Genomic DNA, 16,923 nt, shown 5'->3' with positions numbered 1-16,923 from the left:
ATTTTACTATATGGCGTCTGATATGCTGTTTTTGGTAGTGCTACATTATAATAAGTTTCCGATTTTAATTCCAAAAAATATACTTCTGGGCAAAGATGGGCCATATACGTATGCCGGATCCCGGTTTATGCCTGATTCGAAGTCGTCTTGATATGAGTTGAAAATATTTTTCATTCCCAGGTTAATACCTAGATCAAAACCTTTTTTTAGCTTAAGAATATATTCTGCTTTAGCTCCAAGATCAAAGAATTTATCCGTGTCAATTAGTTCGCCGTTTATGGTATTTCCAAAGTATTGTATTTGCATGCTACCGGTATAAGTTCCGTTTAGTGAAATACTAAAATTTTTGACAGGCTCAGTATTAAAAGTGAAATATCCGTAGTTATTGGGGGTTCTCAAATACTCTTTGGAGCCATGATCCTGCATTTCATCATATTCACTTTTTTGAGACGTAAAACCAAATTGAATATCCCAGTTTGCCGAAGGGAAATATTTGGCATCCATGCTGATTCCGTTTACACAGGCAGCGCCACCATTTACCCGGGTGTAAATTACCTCTCCATTTTCGTTAGGTTCTGAGTTTTCGTTGGCAAAAGCATCTTTTAAGCCGGTATAAAAACCTTCCACCATAATTTCAAAATTGCCGTTGTTAACTTTACCCTGATAATCCAGTGAAAGCATATAGCTGTTACTGGATTCCTGTTTTAATCCTTTCCCGTTTTTGTGAATGACCTTCCTGTTTCCCGCAGTTTCAATATGTAAATCTTCATCAAATATCTGTGGTGCCCGGAATCCTGTCGAGAAACTACTTCTTACTTGTAATTGTTTGATTGGCTTATATAGAAAATTCAACCTTGGGCTAAAAACGGTATTTGACAAGTCAGAATTGCTTTCCCCGGATTCTTTGTTGGTAATGTTGTAGTTGTCAACCCTAAAGCCTGCTGAAATGGTTATTTTTTTCATTTCATAATCATATTGACCAAATATACCGAGTGTATTCATGGTTTGGTCAGAAATGATCACGTCGGGGTGATAGCCTTCAGAATCTGTATAGCCAAGCTTTTTATCTTTCATGTTGCTTCCAATATTTTCAATTCCGGCAATGTAGCTATGTCTGCCTGATCCTCCTTTTGTTTGAATTCCATAGGAGTATGACAGGTCTTTAGTACTTCCATAAGAACTCATGTCGGGTGTTCCCAATGATAGTTGTTCCGGATCGTTCATGGGGAGTTCAAATATAAAGCCGTCTTCATATTGCCTTGCTCCGTAGTAGGTTGACCTGTCTACATGTTGGGCAGAAGCATATATTGATAGCTGGCCATTGTTTTCACCGATAAACCGGGTAAAATTTATTGCTCCTGTATTTATATTGTGGTTGGCCGATTCGGTTATATTGGCTTCGTGTTCTTTTGAGTTCAGCATATCGCCTCCCCGTCTTTCCTCAACAATATGGAAATAATCCAGGCTAATTTTATTTCTGTATCCTATTCGGTGGTACATATTTGTACCAAAGGTTGTATTCTTAATCTTTGAAAGTTCTGTAAAGGTATCCCCGTTGGCATCATAACCTTCCCTGTTTCTGTTGGTGGCATATAGCGCGATGCCTGTGTTTTTATCTTCAGAAACAATTGTAGTGTTAAGATTGATGTTTAAATCTGATTTAGGGTTTTTGTCAAGTCCGATATAACCATTTTGGATGCTTGCTTCAAATATGTTATTGGTTGGTTCTTTTGTAATTAGGTTAATCGTTCCGGCTATTGCATTACTGCCATATAGTGCCGATCCGCCACCCTTAACAACCTCGATTTGCTGAATCATATTTGTAGGTATAATTTCAAGGCCGTATACACCGGCCAGACCGCTAAAAATTTGCCTGCCGTTAATGAGTATTTGTGAGTAGGAGCCATCCATACCATTCATGCGGACAGCATTTGCTCCACAATTCTGGCAGTTGTTCTCGGTTCTTAATCCTGAAGTAAAGTTTAGGCCTTCACAAACCGTAACCGCCTGAACCTGGGTTAATTGTTTTGGAGTCATTGTATTTACTATGGTAGAAGCATCTATCCTGCGTTTTTTTGCTTTGTCTGCAGTTACCACTACTTGTTCCAATCCTAAAACGTCTTCTTCCAGGGTAATATCCAGATTTAATGGATTGTTATACGATAGGTTAACCTTTACTTCCTTAGACATATGTCCTAAGGCCTGAAAAACGAGAATGTGCTCTCCTTCCGGTATGTCCAAAAGGGTGAATTTTCCATTAATATCAGCCGCTGATCCAATTGTGGTTGATTTTAATTGTATAGTGGCAAAAGGTATGGGTTGGTCCCCATTGTTTATTTCTCCCTGAATTGGAGGAACTCCAGGGTTTGCAAAAAGATTAAATACTGAAAATGTTAAGATCGTAAAAATGTATAATAGTTTGTTCATTGTCAAAAAAGTATAAAAGAGGCATCGCGTTTTTCCTTACGGATATTTGTTGCCTGTATGAAATATAGTATTGATTGAAATCCTGATTTAACAGAAATCAGATACATTTTGGGCATGAGGTATTAAAAGGGATAGCCAGGTGCTATCTATTTAGTAATACGCAATGTGCTATAGTGATGTTTTTTTGAGTAAATGGAAATATGAAATATACCAAATGCATTCACAGTGAAACATTGGAATTTAGCACCGGGCATATATACCATTTGTATTTTTAATCTCTAACGGCTTTATTACTATAACTGCTCCAAAAAAGAATATAAAGTATTTACTACACCACAGGAGGAGCCCTAAGGCAGGAATATTGGTAATTCGGAATGTAATTTATGCGGTATGTTGTTGTAATATTCTCTTTATGCAAATAATAGCATAGAGACTTTAAAACAACTCCCTCTGCATTATTAAGGTAAGTTATGGTGGTGGAAAAAACAAAGTTTGCAGATGCACAGCCATCAGTACCATGGTGAGGCTGGTCAGGGCCTGCAGTATTGTGAAAGTGAATAAGGATTTGATTATTACCCAAAAAGTGAGCATGCAATCCCTTGTTTAACGTTAAGGCCAGGCCAACGTTTAAAAAGAGTAGCAGTACTACAAATCCTGTTGATAATATCTGATTAATCCTTTTCATAATATCCACAGCACAAAAATGAATAGTTTTGTGCGTGTATACAATAACTATTATTAGGGATTTTACTTAAAAACCACTTTGAAGTTTCTGTAATAAGTTTTTTTTAAGGATGTTTAACTTTATCCACCCGATTTTTTTGCCTTGTATCCGGCTTTAACTAACAGATCGAGAATTTTGTCCCTGAAATCCCCCTGGATAAGAATCTCATTGTCTTTTACTGTTCCACCAACACCGCATTTAGATTTCAGCTCTTTTCCAAGCGTTTTTAAATCATCCTCTTCACCAACAAAGCCGGTTACCAGCGTTACCGCCTTTCCTTTGCGTTGCTTTTTATCCAGCATAACGCGTAAGTTTTGTTGTTGAGGGGGGAGTGTTTCTTCAATGGGTTCTTCATCATAATTGTATTCAAAATCCTGATTGGTTGAGAATACGATCCCGTCTCTTTGTTTTCTGCTCTTCTTTGCCATCATTTCATGTTTGTTCCACAAAAATATAATTTTGACTGAAAAAAAGAAAGGTTATCTCCATGTGTGTGAAATGAGTTATTATGACTGGAATTTTAATTAGGCTACTAATTAAAGATAAGTTTAGTTGATATTTTCTTAGAATCATTTTCTATGAATTATTTATAGTTTTGAATTTTATAATACTTTTGTAAAGTTTATTTCCGCATGTCATGATTTGAGATTTAATAAAGTGTTTTTTTAATCACATGAGTATGTTGTGGAAGTATGTGAATATAAGTGATAATATAAGAATATCTTATTTTAAGAATGTTTAAGATTGTAGATAAAGAGTTCTTTTCAGAGAACGTTGTAAGGCTCAGTATTGAAGCGCCACGAATAGCTAAAGCAAGAAGGGCCGGACATTTTGTTATTGTTAAAATAGGGGAGAAGGGAGAGCGTTTCCCTTTGACAATAGCTGGTGCAGATAGGGAAAAAGGTACTATTACATTGGTGGTTCAAAAGGTGGGCGTGTCATCCCGTAAGCTGGCCGCATTGGAGGTTGGTGAATATATAACAGATTTGGTTGGCCCCTTAGGACAGGCTACTCATATCGAAAATAAAGGCACGATCCTGGCTTGTGGAGGGGGCGTTGGTGTTGCTCCGCTTTTGCCTATTGTGGAGGCATATAAAAAGGCTGGAAACAGGGTGATTACTGTAATCGCTGCCCGTAGTAAGGACTTGATAATTCTTGAAGATCAGATTAAACAGTTTTCTGATGAGTTAATTGTGATGACAGATGATGGCTCATATGGTAAAAAGGGCCTTGTAACAGAAGGTATGGAAGAAGCTATTGCCAGAGAAAAAATTGATGAGGCAATGATTATTGGTCCCGCTGTTATGATGAAGTTTGCAGCACTTACAACCAAAAAATATAATATACCTACTTTGGCTAGTTTAAACACCATAATGGTTGATGGTACCGGAATGTGTGGGGCGTGTAGGATTACAGTAGGAGGGAAGACAAAGTTTGTGTGTGTAGACGGACCTGAGTTTGATGCACATCAGGTGGATTTTGATGAAATGCTTCTAAGGTTAAATGGATATAAAGACCTTGAAAAGAAAGCCGACTCTGATTACTTAAAGTCTTCAGAAGAAAAAGGAAGATAGATTTACCTGTTATACGAAATTATAATATACGAAATTAATTTCCAACGATGGAAAACAGAGATAGTTACTTAAAGTCAGAGCGTGCGCAGGAGTGGCGTGAGAAATTAAGAAAATCAAAAAATAATAAGGAACGGACACTCCAGGAAAGAGTTAAAATGCCTGAGGCAGATCCGCAATTGAGAATTCAATCTTATGTTGAGGTAAATAGTGGATTGTCAGCAGAACAGGCGCAAAAAGAAGCAAGCCGTTGTATCGATTGTCCAAACCCAACTTGTATTACAGGCTGTCCTGTTGAAATAAACATTCCAAAGTTTATAAAAAGAATTGAAGAGGGTGAATTTCTGGAAGCAGCAAAGGTATTAAAGGAAACAAGTTCATTGCCTGCCGTTTGTGGTCGCGTTTGTCCGCAGGAAAAGCAGTGTGAAGCCAATTGTTTTTATACACAGAAATTGAAGAAAGAACCTGTTGCGATTGGTTATCTGGAGCGTTTTGCTGCTGATTATGAGAGAGAATCGGGAAAGATATCTGTTCCGGAAATTCAGGAAAAAAATGGGATAAAAGTAGCCTGTATAGGTTCCGGGCCTGCCGGTTTGACTTTTGCAGGAGAGATGGCAAAGAAAGGATATGATGTTACCGTATTTGAAGCCTTGCATGAAATAGGTGGCGTTTTAAAATATGGTATCCCTGAGTTTCGTTTGCCCAATGAAATTGTGGACGTGGAGATAGAAGGGCTTAAGAAAATGGGAGTGAAATTTGAAACGAACTTTATTGTTGGAAAAACTGCTCCCATTGAAGATTTGAAAGAGGAAGGTTTTAAAGCCTTTTTTGCAGGTAGTGGTGCAGGATTGCCCCGATTCATGAATATTCCGGGTGAAAATTATATTGGAATATTAAGTTCTAATGAGTATTTAACGCGTATCAACCTGATGCATGCGGCTGATAAAAATACAGATACCCCTGTTGTAAGTGGTAAAAATGTAGTAGTTGTTGGCGGAGGAAATACCGCGATGGATTCGGTTCGTACGGCGAAAAGGCTAGGTGCCGATAGGGCAATTATTGTTTATCGCAGGAGCATGGAAGAGATGCCGGCAAGGGTTGAAGAAATTGAACATGCCAAGGAAGAAGGGGTGGAGTTTATGACGCTCTCTAATCCGATTGAATATTTTGCCAACGAAAAAGGGCAGGTTAATAAGGTGAAGATTCAGAAGATGGAACTTGGAGAACCTGATGCAAGCGGGAGGCGCAGACCGGTTCCTGTTGAGGGTGCAGAGGAAATTATCGATGTAGATACTGTGGTTGTTGCAGTTGGGGTATCCCCAAATCCGATTGTTCCGGACTCTTTGCCGGAATTAGAAGTAACTTCATGGGGGACAATTAAGGTTGAAGAAGATACTTTACAATCATCAATTCCTGAAATGTATGCCGGCGGAGATATTGTAAGGGGAGGTGCCACTGTAATATTAGCAATGGGCGATGGAAGAAAAGCAGCTCAGTCGATGGATGTATATTTGAAAAATAAATAGTTCAGATTGTTGAATTAGGCCAATCATTATATATTTGTAGTATGAAGATATTGGATACAAAATATATGGGGCTTCGCTTGAAGAACCCAATTATTGTAGGTAGTTGTGGATTAACTGCCACCATTGAAGGTTTAAAAAGGATTGCCCAGAGTGGTGCCGCTGCTGTAGTGCTTAAATCAATTTTTGAAGAAGAAATAATTAAGGAGCACGAAGAAACGCTGAAGAATAGAATTGGTTATCAGGATAATAATCTGGAGTTTTTGGATTATTTTGATTATCAGCTAAAGAGCGATACCTTAAAAAATATGGCTGACTTAATTGCAAAAGCCAAAGAGGAGATTGATATCCCAATTATAGGTAGCCTTAATTGTGCATCTTCAGGAGAATGGATTTCTTATGCAAAACATCTTGAAAAAGCAGGAGTGGATGCCCTGGAGCTGAATATGTTCAAATTACCTTTTGATATTGAACAACAGGCTGATGAGCATGAAAAATTATACTTGTCGATTGTTGAAAAAGTAAAAAAGCATATTGCAATTCCCGTATCTGTTAAACTGGCTCCGTATTCATCAAATTTAGCTGCCGTAATAAAAAAGCTTGACGATGCAGGAGTTGATGGGGTAACCATGTTTAACAGGTTTTATAATGTCGATTTTGATATTATGACCGATGAAATCAAAGCGGGAGATCCATATTCTTCCAAAATGGATTATTACAATACCTTAAGGTGGGTTTCTATAATGTCGGGAAAGGTAGGGTGTGATCTATCAGCCAGTACTGGAATTCATAATGCCGAAACAGCCATAAAAATGATTATGGCGGGAGCTACTACAGTTCAGGTTGTATCTATGTTATATAAGGATGGAATTGGTTCTGTTGCCGGTATTTTGAAGAATATAGAGTTCTGGATGGAAAGAAGGGGTTATTTGAGCGTTGATGAATTTCGGGGAAGTGTACATCATGAGCCTGGTGAAAATTCAGAGCGCTTTGAAAGAGTGCAGTTTATGAAGTATTTTTCAGGACATAACCCAGAGGAAATAATATAAAGGTAAGATATAGTATATTTTAAAAGGAGATTGGGATTCTGGTTCTGATCTCCTTTTTTGCTTAGTTGGTGATTCAGTTTGTGTAATAGTTTGAAATTAGATAAAAAATGTATACTTTTGCGCCCGCATTAAATATTTAATTTTATTAATTATGTTGAATCATTATGAAACCGTTTTCATTTTGACTCCCGTTTTGTCTGATGTTCAGATGAAGGAAGCGGTTGAAAAATTCCGCACTGTTATTACAGACAACGGAGGCGAAATTGTAAACGAAGAAAACTGGGGATTGCGTAAGTTAGCGTATCCAATTCAAAAGAAGTCAACAGGTTTTTACAACTTGTTTGATTTTAAAGTAGAACCTGATGTGATTGCCAAGCTAGAGCTTGCTTTTCGTCGTGATGAGCGCGTTATTCGTTTCTTAACATTTAAGATGGATAAATACTCAGAAGCTTATAGTGAGAAAAGAAGAAAAACAATCAAAGAAAAAAAGGAGAAATAGGCCATGGCACAAAATCAAAGTGAAATCAGATATCTAACTCCTCCGTCAGTTGAGATTAAAAAGAAAAAGTACTGTCGTTTTAAGAAAAACAAGATCAAGTATGTTGATTACAAAGATCCTGAATTTCTTAAGAAGTTTTTGAACGAGCAAGGTAAGATTCTTCCTCGTCGTTTAACAGGTACATCTTTAAAGTATCAAAGAAAAGTTGCAACAGCAGTAAAAAGGGCTCGTCACCTTGCATTGTTGCCTTATGTTACTGACTTGATGAAATAAAAAAGGAGGACAAAAAATGGAAGTAATATTAAGAGATGATATTGCAAATCTTGGACACAAAAACGAGATTGTAAAAGTAAAGGCGGGGTACGGTAGAAACTACCTTATTCCACAAGGGCTTGCAATTTTGGCCACTCCTTCAGCTATTAAGGTACATGAGGAGAATATGCGCCAAAGAGCTCATAAAGAAGAAAAAATTAAGAACGATGCGCTTGAGTTAGCACAAAAAATGGAAGGTCTTTCATTAACAATTGGTGCTAAAACCAGTACTACTGGTAAAATCTTTGGTTCTGTAAACACTATTCAAATTGCAGAAGCCTTGGCAAAAGCAGGGTACGAAGTAGAGCGTAAGTATATTTCTATTAAACAAGACCAGGTAAAAGAGGTTGGTAAATACGTTGCTACGCTTAAACTTCATAGAGAAGTTAAAGTTGAAGTTAACTTTGAGGTAGTAGCAGAGTAATTTAGTATAAACTTATACGAGATACATTTTCAAACAAACATAGAAAGCCCACTTGTTTTTCAAGTGGGCTTTTTACGTTGAAATATTTTTTCAGAAGTAGGTTATGGAAACTTCTGGTTGATATTACACCTCTGGAGTATAAAAAAAAGCCTCAGTAAAAACTGAAGCTTAAATTTTATTTGTTTAAATACTTTGAAAGCGTCTCCATAAGTATCTGCAGTCTGATGGGCTTTGCGAGGTAATCGTCGCACCCTGCTTCTAAACACTTTTCTCTTTCGCCAGACATGACATGTGCTGTTTGGGCAATGATGGGTACATTTTTATCAAGCTTCTTAATTTCTTTAGTAGCTGTATAACCGTCCATTATTGGAAGTTGTAAATCCATAAGTACCAGGTCAATATTGTTTTCTTTGTACATATCTATTGCCTCCTGGCCATCTTTAGCCCAAAGTATTTTAGCATTAGTCTTTCGTAATGCTGCATCAAAAAATATCTTGTTTGTGTCAACATCTTCAACAACAAGAATAACTTTATCTCCCCAATTTTGATTCAGAGAACTACTAATGTTTTCACTCATAATGTAAAAGTCAGTGATTCCAATTCGTTTCTATTTTGTGCTAATTTAGCGTTTGTGTCTCTATTTACCAAAAAAAGTAATTTAAAAAAAGCTTTTATTCGATAAGGAATTTCATGTGGAAAAGTCAAACAATAAGTTTAATTTTGGGTTTGGATTTATTCAATCTATCATAAATAGAAAAAACAAAAATAACAGTGACAAAATATATCGTTTTATTATTCCTGATTATAGTATTTATTATTGATATTTCTGCAGTAAACAAGTACCCGGTTAATTATTCAAGAATTGATTCTTTGTATTTGAATATGACCCTTGAAGAAAAGCTCTCTTTAATAGTGGTGTCTTTAAGGGTTGATGATGCTGAGGATGTGAACAATTATCCTTTGGGGATAAATTGTATTAATCTTGATGACCTTTATGAATTTGCCGGTGTTTCAGATCCTATGTTGTCTGATGTAATGATACGCTCTGCTTTTTTAAAAGGTGAAAATAGTGAAGAAATTGCTCTTGTTAGCAAAATATTACATGGAAATCATGGTGAAGGTTTCTTTTTTAGCATGAAATCACCTTATGGGTTGATGTTTCAGGATGAGGTACAGAGGGCCAGTGACTTTTTTCTTGAGCCCACAGGACGATTGGTTGTGCCGTTTGTAACAGATTCAAATAACTATCAATGTTTTGTTGCAAATGCCTATGAAATACCAAAGCAGATCCTGGTGTCTCACCAAATTAAATTCAATGTGCTTTCTGAGTATTCATCGGCGCGGGAGTTTAATTATTTTTCCAGTCTGAAATGGCACGAATTGCAAAAAGTGCTCCAGGAGTATGAAGCTCCACCCTTAGAGTTTATTTTGGGTATGGGGGGATTGTTATATTCAGAAAATTATATTAAGGACATAACCAGGTTGAAACGGATTTTTCAAAAAAAAATGCTGCCGGAAAATATTCTGGAAAAGAGTTGTAAAAAGATCTTGCTATGTAAAGAATTGATAAGGCAAAGTAGTGCAGTTAAGGATTTCAGGAGTGAGAGCGATCTTGTTTCGGTATTTGTTGAAAATGTACAGAAAAAGGGTTGTGTTTTGCTTGAGAATAAGGGAGTCATTCCCATTTCTGGATTTACAGGAAAAAAAATAGCTTCTCTTCATATAGGAACTGATGGAGTCTCAGATTTTCAAAAGGTTATTTCAAAATATGTTTCCTGCGATCATTTTTATCGACAGGACATCCCAGATAAAGATGAGTTGTTGACGTTAAAAAACGAGATTGAAAAATATAATACAGTAATTGTTGGAGTTAACGGGGATTGGTACGATCGGGACGTTAATCATTTTTTGTATACCTTTTTGTACCAGATATCAGAAAGGGCTGAATTGATCCTGGTTCATTTTGGGTCGGGTAATAAATTGGCTCACCTTCCGGATAATCACCCATTTAATGCAATTTTACTGGCTTTTGAGAGTGGAAAGGAGATGCAGGAAATTGCAGGCCAGATTTTGTTTGGTGGAGTTCCAGCCCGGGGAGTGTTATCTAAGAATATTAACGGCCATTTTCCTTTTGGGGTTGGGTGTTTTACCAATAAATCGCGTTTGGGGTATGTGGATGCATATACTAAAACTTATCAGGATACACTTAGGTTGATAGATCAAATTGCCTATAAGGCTATAAGGGAAAGGGCAACGCCGGGCTGTCAGGTTTTGGTTGCAAAAGGTGGTGATGTAATATACAATAAGGCTTTTGGTTACCATACTTATAGTAAGAAGAGAAAAGTGAGTACTTCTGATTTATATGATATTGCATCGGTAACTAAAATAGTGTCATCTGTTCCTTCGGTAATGAAAATGGTTGATGAGGGTAAAATGGAGATGTCTGATTCCTTGTCTAAGTTTTTGCCAAGACTTCAGGATACAAATAAACAAGGCGTTGTTATAGGGGATATGTTGATCCATCAGGCCGGGTTGCAGTCGTGGATCCCTTTTTATCTGAGAACGATAGATAAGGAAAGGTTAAAGGGAGATATTTATAGTAAAAGGTATTCTAGTCAGTATAATATAAAAGTTGACACAAGGCTGTATATGAACAGAGGGGTGCATTACAGGAATGATGTATTCAGGCATTCTAAATCCGGAAAATTTAATGTGGAAGTATCTGATAAATGGTATATGAACTATGAGTACGTAGATTCTATCAAATTGGGTATTGATACTTCTGAAGTGACAGAGGACCCTGAATATAGGTATAGTGATTTAGGGTATTATTATATAAAAGATATCGTTGAAAGTGTCTATCATACTCATCTTGATAAATTTGTTCAGGACAATTTTTATGCTCCATTAGGGGCTGTTAAAACATTGTATAAACCTTTGAGGGTGTATGGCAAAAAAGAAATAGTGCCTACCGAGAATGATAAATCATGGCGTAAAGAATTGCTCCAGGGATTTGTTCATGATCCCGGAGCTGCTATGTTAGGTGGTGTTGGTGGACATGCAGGCGTGTTTTCGTCGGCAGAGGATCTGGTGAAGATATTGCAGATGTATTTGAATGAAGGGGTGTATGGTGGAGAAAGGTATCTGAATGAAGAAACAATCAGGAAATTTACTTCGGTTTTTAAAGAAGGGAATAGGAGAGGGTTAGGATTTGATAAGCCTGTTTTGGAAAAAGATATTTCAGGCCCGTCTTGTAAAGAGGCTTCTCCTGAGTCCTATGGACATTCCGGTTTTACAGGAACATTGGTTTGGGTAGATCCAAAATACGATTTGATATATATATTCTTATCCAATAGAATTCATCCAAATCAATATAATAAGAGGTTGATTACAAGTGATGTGAGAACGAACATTCAGTCTGTTATTTATCATTCGCTTCCTGAGTATTGGGAAGAAAAGAGTAAGTCTGAAAAAGATGAATATCCCGAAATCACGATAAATGACTAATTCCGGGATATGTTTTTGTGGTTATAATTCGTAAAACGTTTTAAAAACTTTGGTAATGTATTGGTGATCCTTGACACCTCCTAATTCCCGTACTGAATGCATGGCCAGCATTGGATTGCCAATGTCTACAGACCTTAGGTCTATTTGGCTTAAGGAAACATTGCCTAATGTAGATCCACCTTCCATGTCAGACCTGTTTACGAATTTTTGATAAGGTACATCTGCTATTTGGCACAAAGTTTCAAATACAGTCCCGGAATCGCCATCTGTAGTGTATTTTTGATTGGCATGTATTTTTATTACAGGGCCTTTATTAATCACAGGGTGGAGTATGGGATCATGTTTCTCAACTGCATTTGGATGAATGGAATGGGCCATATCAGCAGATATCATAAACGAATTATAGATTGTTCTGTAAAAGTCATCTTCGTCATAACCTAAAGAATGGTTAATGCGCTTCAGAATGTTGTATAAAACAGGTGAACCGGCACCTTGTTTTGTTTGGCTCCCAACCTCTTCGTTGTCAAAAATGCATAACATCTGTGTTGAATCAGTGGCGGATGTGTTTATCAGGGCATTTAATCCTGCATGAACCATGGCTAAATCATCAAGTTTGGGTGAGCTGATAAATTCATCATGAACTCCCATGATACATCCCTTTTCATATTCATATAGGGTTAAGTCGAAATCAATAATATTATCAATTGATACCTTCAACTCAGAGGCAAGTAGCTTTTTAAGGAAATTATCTTTAGTAAATTTCTCGTTAATAACTCCCATTAATGGCAACATATCTTTCTGCCTGTTTAAGGCAATGCCGTCATTTACTGATCTGTTTAAATGGATAGCCAGATTGGGGATTATCAGAAGGGGTTTCTTAAAGTGAACTAACCTGTTGTCGGGGTGTAACGGATTATTGGATTTTAGGCTTACCCTGCCGGCAATGGATAAGGGGCGGTCGAGCCACGACATTAATATGGGGCCGCCATAGACTTCAGTGTTCAGTTTTAAAAATTTGTTTTCCACAGTCATCTCGGGTGATGGTTTGATTTTAAAACCCGGAGAGTCGCTATGGGCGCTTATCATTTTTATTCCTGATGCAGGAAAATCATTTTTCCCAACAATGAACGCAAATATTGCAGTTCCGTTTTTGATGCAATAATATTTCCCTCCTTTTTTTAAGTGCCACTTTTCGGTAAGCGATATTTCGGAAAATCCACTGCTTTTAAGTAGGTTAACGGTGTTTTGTACAACCTGGTATGGGGAAGGGCTCTCGTAAATGAAATCAATTAATTCCTGAGCTAATTCTATTTCTGGTTTCATTGTATATCTTTTTCCTGGCAAAGATACAAATAATCCTAAAATCGAATTTAGTTGGATGTTGGGCTTACTGGGGTAAGTTCATTTTCCTTGTTCAGGAATGAAATTTATTGATCGCATCAGAATTTTGAGCGTACTAAGCTGCTCGTTATTTTAACAGCTTTATTGCCTCTTTAACCGTCATGCTTTCCTTGATGTTTCTTGATTTTGCCAGCTGGTTGCATACTGTGAGGATGCCATTTTCAAGTACATCCATTCCGTTAAAAATTTCTGCACTCATACAGTCAGCTGTGCAAGCAAGGATTCCTGCCTGGCTTAACGACTCGAGACTTTTTACACCGGCCTTGTTTTTGCCGATTCCGGCATCATTAAAAAAAACAGCTTTAACGCCATGCTTTTGTGCATAATGCCCGGCACTCATTCCACCATGTGATCCGCAAACAACAATATCTCCCGAATTGTTCTGGTTTAAAAAAGTTATGCTATCGGTTATGGTGATGCTTATACCATCAACTTGTGTTTGTGTTTGTTTTTTTAAATCGGCCTTGCTATCGTTATCTTTTATATCATTGCCGGTAGTACATTCTGAATTCTTATGCGTTTTGGACAGCGAAGGATTCTTAACTGTGTGCATTATTTTACTAATGGTCTCTTTTACAGAATCTCCGATTTGTATTCCGGCAGCTTTTGCCAAAGAGTTCATATGACTAATGATTCCGCTTTCCCAGGTGTCACGTGAAATGCCAATTTCAGCGCTATTGTGATCAACAGCGCAGGCAAGAACGCCTTCTGCTTCATAATATGAGAGGCCTTTGATTCCTGCCTGATTTTTTCCTATGCCAGCGCTGTTAAGAAAAACAACTTGTACATGGCAGTTTTTCACTTGTTGGGCAAGAGCCTTGTTGCCTCCGCAATGGGATCCGCAGACTAAAACAGGACATGTGTTTTCGGGTTGTAAATCACCTAAACTATCCAACAAAACTACACCTTCTGGAATTTCCATATCTTTTAATAATTACTAATCCGCTGCAATTTCAGCCTTTGCAATCTCTGTTCCCTTTTGGTATGCCATTATATTTCCTTCAACAAACTTTTCTGGAACACTTTCTCTAACTATTTGAATCATGTCATCATGCGAATAACCTCTTAACTCAGCATAGAAACCAAGCATAACAACATTCATCATTTTGCTTATATTAAAATCCGGGCTTTTGTGGTCTTCCGGATCTATAATAAATTTCTTGTTTTCAGCCCTTTTTATAATCTCTGTTTTAGATTCAGGCATTGCCTTTTGTAAGCCCGTATTTACGCTTGTGGAGGTTAATTCATAGGTGCTCGAAAGAACGATGCCATCATCTTTTAGGCAATGTAAATACCGGAGAGTTTCTGTTTGTTCAAATGATATAACGTAATCTACGTCTCCTGCTTTAATAAAAGGTGACAATATAGGTTTGTCAGAATATCGAAAATGGCTTTCAACGCCTCCTCCACGCTGCCCCAGGCCAATAACATCTGATATTTTTAACTCATATCCAAGTTTTAAATAAAACTTACTTAAGAGATTACTAAAAAGAAGAATACCTTGTCCTCCTACACCTGCAATAATTATATTTTTTCCTGTATCCTGCATTTTTATTGTTTTATGGCTTCCTTGTGACAAACTGTAGAACATAATCCGCAACCCGTGCAAATATCCTGGTTTATAACTATATCAACTGATCCGTCCTGTGCTTTTTTGCTTTCAATAGCTAAACATCCAACCTTGATACACTTACCGCATTTAACACATAGATCCTGATCAATATAACTTGGGGTGTTTTTAGGTAACTTGAATTTTGTTACACATGGTTTTTTAACAATGACTACAGAATTTGTTTTTGCATTTACCGCATTAAGGATGGATTTTTCCAGGTTGTCATATTCATAAGCATCAACAGTAACAATATCTTTTACACCAATAGCTTCACAGACTTTAGCAATGTCGAGTTTGTTTTCAGGTTTGTAATTAAAACCAAACTCGCTGGAAGCTACATTTTGACCGCCAGTCATTGCCAGGCAGCTATTGTCAACAACAATTACTGTTGATTGGCTGTTATTGAAAATCAGATTTGTCAAACCAGCAAGGCCGGTTGCCCAAAAGCCGCCATCGCCAATCATGGCAACAAAATTTTCCTTATTGTCCTTTGCTACGTTATAGCCATGGGCTAAGGCAATACTTGAACCCATACATTTTTGTAAATCATAGGCTTCCATATGAGGAAAACAGCCAATAAGACCACAGGTAACATCCGCAGCCGCCCTGATTTTATTTTTTCTTAATATTTGAGCTATAAAAAGGTGTGAGCATCCGGCGCAACTAACAGGTAATCTGAAGGGAACATCTTTTATTGGAGTCCTTTTGGGTGCTCCCGGAACAAGTTTTTCTTCAATAATATCCGGAGTGAAACGAGTCATTTCAGGAAATTTAGGCCATAATTCTTTCCCAATTACCGAAATGCCCAAATCCTTTATGTTCTTTTCCAGGATATCATGGCCATCTTCAATTACATAAAGTTCTTCTACGTGTTCCGCTAATTCACGAATTTTCTTTTCCGGAAGTGGCATAATCAATCCCAGTTTCAAAAAAGATGCTTCCGGAAGTACTTCTTTAGCGTAATAGTAGGGAGTACCTGCTGTAATAATACCAATCTTTTTACCGTTCAACTCCAATTGGTTTATATCGTAATCATTGCAATTGTTGGTTAAACGTTTATAATGAGCCGGAAAATCATTAAAGCATTTGGTCAATTTTGGATGTTCAGAGCCTTTGGCTTTCATCATAATGGTGGTCATGATGACTTTACTGAAACTAATTGGATATTTTTCCCGACATTTTGCTTCGTAAGTGCAGTCCTCATCAATAACAACCCGGCTATTTGTTTTACAGGTTACAGACGTAAGTTTAAGTATTACCGGGGTGCTGTATTCTTCGCTAATTTCAAAGGCTTTAACCATAAAGTCCTTAGCTTCCTGACTATCACCTGGCTCTAACATAGGAAGACCAAACATATTTCCGTAATGGCGGCAATCATTATAGTCATCGCCCGCTAAACGGCCTACATCATCAGAAACCACCAATACAAGTCCGCCGTTGATCTGGCTGCCAGCAGCTCCACCCAATGCATCTGCTGCCACATGTAACCCCACTGTTTTCATTAAAGCCAGGCTTCGGTAACCAGCAAATGAAGCCCCAATGGCAACTTCAACAGCCACTTTCTCGTTTGTTGACCATTCACAATAGATATCAGGGTATCTTTGGTGGGTGTAATCCATAACCTCTGTGGAAGGCGTTCCCGGGAATCCGGCAGCAACCTTCACGCCTGCTTCAAAGGCTCCTCTGGCAACAGCTTCGTTACCATTCATCATTTTTGCGGCAAACTTATTTCCTCTCTCCATATTCAAAAAGTGACTTCTCTCATCACTGCTAGGTGATTTTTATCATATATTTTGCGAATCGTGCAAAAATAGATAAATTATACCGCCCTGCAAATCTGACTTCGATTAAATTTTAAAAAAAGTAGGATTTAT

The 16,923-nt window shown here is 37.5% G+C and carries 15 protein-coding genes; 7 read left to right on the top strand and 8 right to left on the bottom strand.

What is annotated here, in order from left to right; all coding sequences use genetic code 11:
- Window positions 1-45: 45 nt before the first annotated feature.
- From OM074_RS03225 to OM074_RS03215, 3 genes are all read right to left on the bottom strand, one after another.
- Window positions 46-2,427: a TonB-dependent receptor gene (locus OM074_RS03225; RefSeq protein ID WP_301197840.1), complete on the bottom strand. Its 2,382-nt coding sequence runs from the start codon at window positions 2,425-2,427 to the stop codon at window positions 46-48.
- 328 nt (window positions 2,428-2,755) lie between these two features.
- Window positions 2,756-3,112, bottom strand: coding sequence for a hypothetical protein (locus OM074_RS03220; protein ID WP_301197839.1), 357 nt, complete (start codon window positions 3,110-3,112; stop codon window positions 2,756-2,758).
- Window positions 3,113-3,231: 119 nt separating this feature from the next.
- Window positions 3,232-3,600 carry a translation initiation factor gene (locus OM074_RS03215; RefSeq protein ID WP_301197838.1) on the bottom strand — a complete coding sequence of 123 codons (369 nt, stop codon included), beginning with the start codon at window positions 3,598-3,600 and terminating at the stop codon, window positions 3,232-3,234.
- Window positions 3,601-3,885: 285 nt separating this feature from the next.
- On the opposite strand from OM074_RS03215, the gene OM074_RS03210 reads away from it, so the two are divergent.
- The 6 genes from OM074_RS03210 (at window position 3,886) to rplI (ending at window position 8,529) form a co-directional block, all read left to right on the top strand.
- Entirely contained in the window at window positions 3,886-4,725 is an 840-nt protein-coding gene (locus OM074_RS03210) for a sulfide/dihydroorotate dehydrogenase-like FAD/NAD-binding protein (RefSeq protein WP_301197837.1), read from the top strand.
- Between the two features lie 47 nt (window positions 4,726-4,772).
- On the top strand, window positions 4,773-6,248 hold the full coding sequence (gltA, locus tag OM074_RS03205) for an NADPH-dependent glutamate synthase (protein WP_301197836.1): 1,476 nt from the start codon (window positions 4,773-4,775) through the stop codon (window positions 6,246-6,248).
- A 41-nt stretch (window positions 6,249-6,289) separates the two neighbouring features.
- Window positions 6,290-7,294 carry a dihydroorotate dehydrogenase-like protein gene (locus tag OM074_RS03200; protein WP_301197835.1) on the top strand — a complete coding sequence of 335 codons (1,005 nt, stop codon included), beginning with the start codon at window positions 6,290-6,292 and terminating at the stop codon, window positions 7,292-7,294.
- A 151-nt stretch (window positions 7,295-7,445) separates the two neighbouring features.
- Window positions 7,446-7,793: a 30S ribosomal protein S6 gene (gene rpsF / locus OM074_RS03195; protein ID WP_301197834.1), complete on the top strand. Its 348-nt coding sequence runs from the start codon at window positions 7,446-7,448 to the stop codon at window positions 7,791-7,793.
- 3 nt (window positions 7,794-7,796) lie between these two features.
- The gene (gene rpsR, locus OM074_RS03190; RefSeq protein WP_301197833.1) at window positions 7,797-8,066 is read left to right on the top strand and encodes a 30S ribosomal protein S18; all 270 of its coding nucleotides are present in this window, start codon (window positions 7,797-7,799) and stop codon (window positions 8,064-8,066) included.
- A 16-nt stretch (window positions 8,067-8,082) separates the two neighbouring features.
- The gene (gene rplI, locus OM074_RS03185; protein ID WP_301197832.1) at window positions 8,083-8,529 is read left to right on the top strand and encodes a 50S ribosomal protein L9; all 447 of its coding nucleotides are present in this window, start codon (window positions 8,083-8,085) and stop codon (window positions 8,527-8,529) included.
- 175 nt (window positions 8,530-8,704) lie between these two features.
- Here the strand turns inward: rplI and OM074_RS03180 are convergent, their stop codons facing one another.
- Window positions 8,705-9,106 (bottom strand): response regulator, encoded by a 402-nt coding sequence (locus OM074_RS03180; RefSeq protein WP_301197831.1) that lies wholly within the window; start codon window positions 9,104-9,106, stop codon window positions 8,705-8,707.
- Between the two features lie 194 nt (window positions 9,107-9,300).
- Here OM074_RS03180 and OM074_RS03175 point away from each other — a divergent pair, with 194 nt between their 5' ends.
- Entirely contained in the window at window positions 9,301-12,036 is a 2,736-nt protein-coding gene (locus OM074_RS03175; protein WP_301197830.1) for a serine hydrolase domain-containing protein, read from the top strand.
- Between the two features lie 21 nt (window positions 12,037-12,057).
- On the opposite strand, the gene OM074_RS03170 is transcribed toward OM074_RS03175, so the two are convergent.
- The 4 genes from OM074_RS03170 to OM074_RS03155 all read right to left on the bottom strand — a co-directional run bounded on the left by OM074_RS03170 (window position 12,058) and on the right by OM074_RS03155 (window position 16,791).
- Window positions 12,058-13,359 carry a M18 family aminopeptidase gene (locus tag OM074_RS03170; protein ID WP_301197829.1) on the bottom strand — a complete coding sequence of 434 codons (1,302 nt, stop codon included), beginning with the start codon at window positions 13,357-13,359 and terminating at the stop codon, window positions 12,058-12,060.
- A 145-nt stretch (window positions 13,360-13,504) separates the two neighbouring features.
- Entirely contained in the window at window positions 13,505-14,359 is an 855-nt protein-coding gene (locus tag OM074_RS03165; RefSeq protein ID WP_301197828.1) for a hypothetical protein, read from the bottom strand.
- A 15-nt stretch (window positions 14,360-14,374) separates the two neighbouring features.
- Complete coding sequence (locus OM074_RS03160) at window positions 14,375-14,986, bottom strand: 2-oxoacid:acceptor oxidoreductase family protein (RefSeq protein ID WP_301197827.1); 612 nt, start codon at window positions 14,984-14,986, stop codon at window positions 14,375-14,377.
- 2 nt (window positions 14,987-14,988) lie between these two features.
- Window positions 14,989-16,791 (bottom strand): thiamine pyrophosphate-dependent enzyme, encoded by a 1,803-nt coding sequence (locus OM074_RS03155; protein ID WP_301197826.1) that lies wholly within the window; start codon window positions 16,789-16,791, stop codon window positions 14,989-14,991.
- Window positions 16,792-16,923: the final 132 nt, after the last annotated feature.

The organism is Plebeiibacterium marinum (assembly GCF_026013615.1).
Taxonomy (GTDB): domain Bacteria; phylum Bacteroidota; class Bacteroidia; order Bacteroidales; family Marinilabiliaceae; genus Saccharicrinis; species Saccharicrinis marinus_A.
Note: the sequence above shows the minus strand (reverse complement) of the source record. Positions and strands in the feature narration are given on the sequence as shown.

Coding starts and splice junctions, on each gene's coding strand:
- OM074_RS03225 (WP_301197840.1), bottom strand. CDS start 2,427: ATGAACAAACTATTATACATTTTTACGATCTTAACATTTTCAGTATTT.
- OM074_RS03220 (WP_301197839.1), bottom strand. CDS start 3,112: ATGAAAAGGATTAATCAGATATTATCAACAGGATTTGTAGTACTGCTA.
- OM074_RS03210 (WP_301197837.1), top strand. CDS start 3,886: ATGTTTAAGATTGTAGATAAAGAGTTCTTTTCAGAGAACGTTGTAAGG.
- gltA (WP_301197836.1), top strand. CDS start 4,773: ATGGAAAACAGAGATAGTTACTTAAAGTCAGAGCGTGCGCAGGAGTGG.
- OM074_RS03200 (WP_301197835.1), top strand. CDS start 6,290: ATGAAGATATTGGATACAAAATATATGGGGCTTCGCTTGAAGAACCCA.
- rpsF (WP_301197834.1), top strand. CDS start 7,446: ATGTTGAATCATTATGAAACCGTTTTCATTTTGACTCCCGTTTTGTCT.
- rpsR (WP_301197833.1), top strand. CDS start 7,797: ATGGCACAAAATCAAAGTGAAATCAGATATCTAACTCCTCCGTCAGTT.
- rplI (WP_301197832.1), top strand. CDS start 8,083: ATGGAAGTAATATTAAGAGATGATATTGCAAATCTTGGACACAAAAAC.
- OM074_RS03180 (WP_301197831.1), bottom strand. CDS start 9,106: ATGAGTGAAAACATTAGTAGTTCTCTGAATCAAAATTGGGGAGATAAA.
- OM074_RS03170 (WP_301197829.1), bottom strand. CDS start 13,359: ATGAAACCAGAAATAGAATTAGCTCAGGAATTAATTGATTTCATTTAC.
- OM074_RS03165 (WP_301197828.1), bottom strand. CDS start 14,359: ATGGAAATTCCAGAAGGTGTAGTTTTGTTGGATAGTTTAGGTGATTTA.
- OM074_RS03160 (WP_301197827.1), bottom strand. CDS start 14,986: ATGCAGGATACAGGAAAAAATATAATTATTGCAGGTGTAGGAGGACAA.
- OM074_RS03155 (WP_301197826.1), bottom strand. CDS start 16,791: ATGGAGAGAGGAAATAAGTTTGCCGCAAAAATGATGAATGGTAACGAA.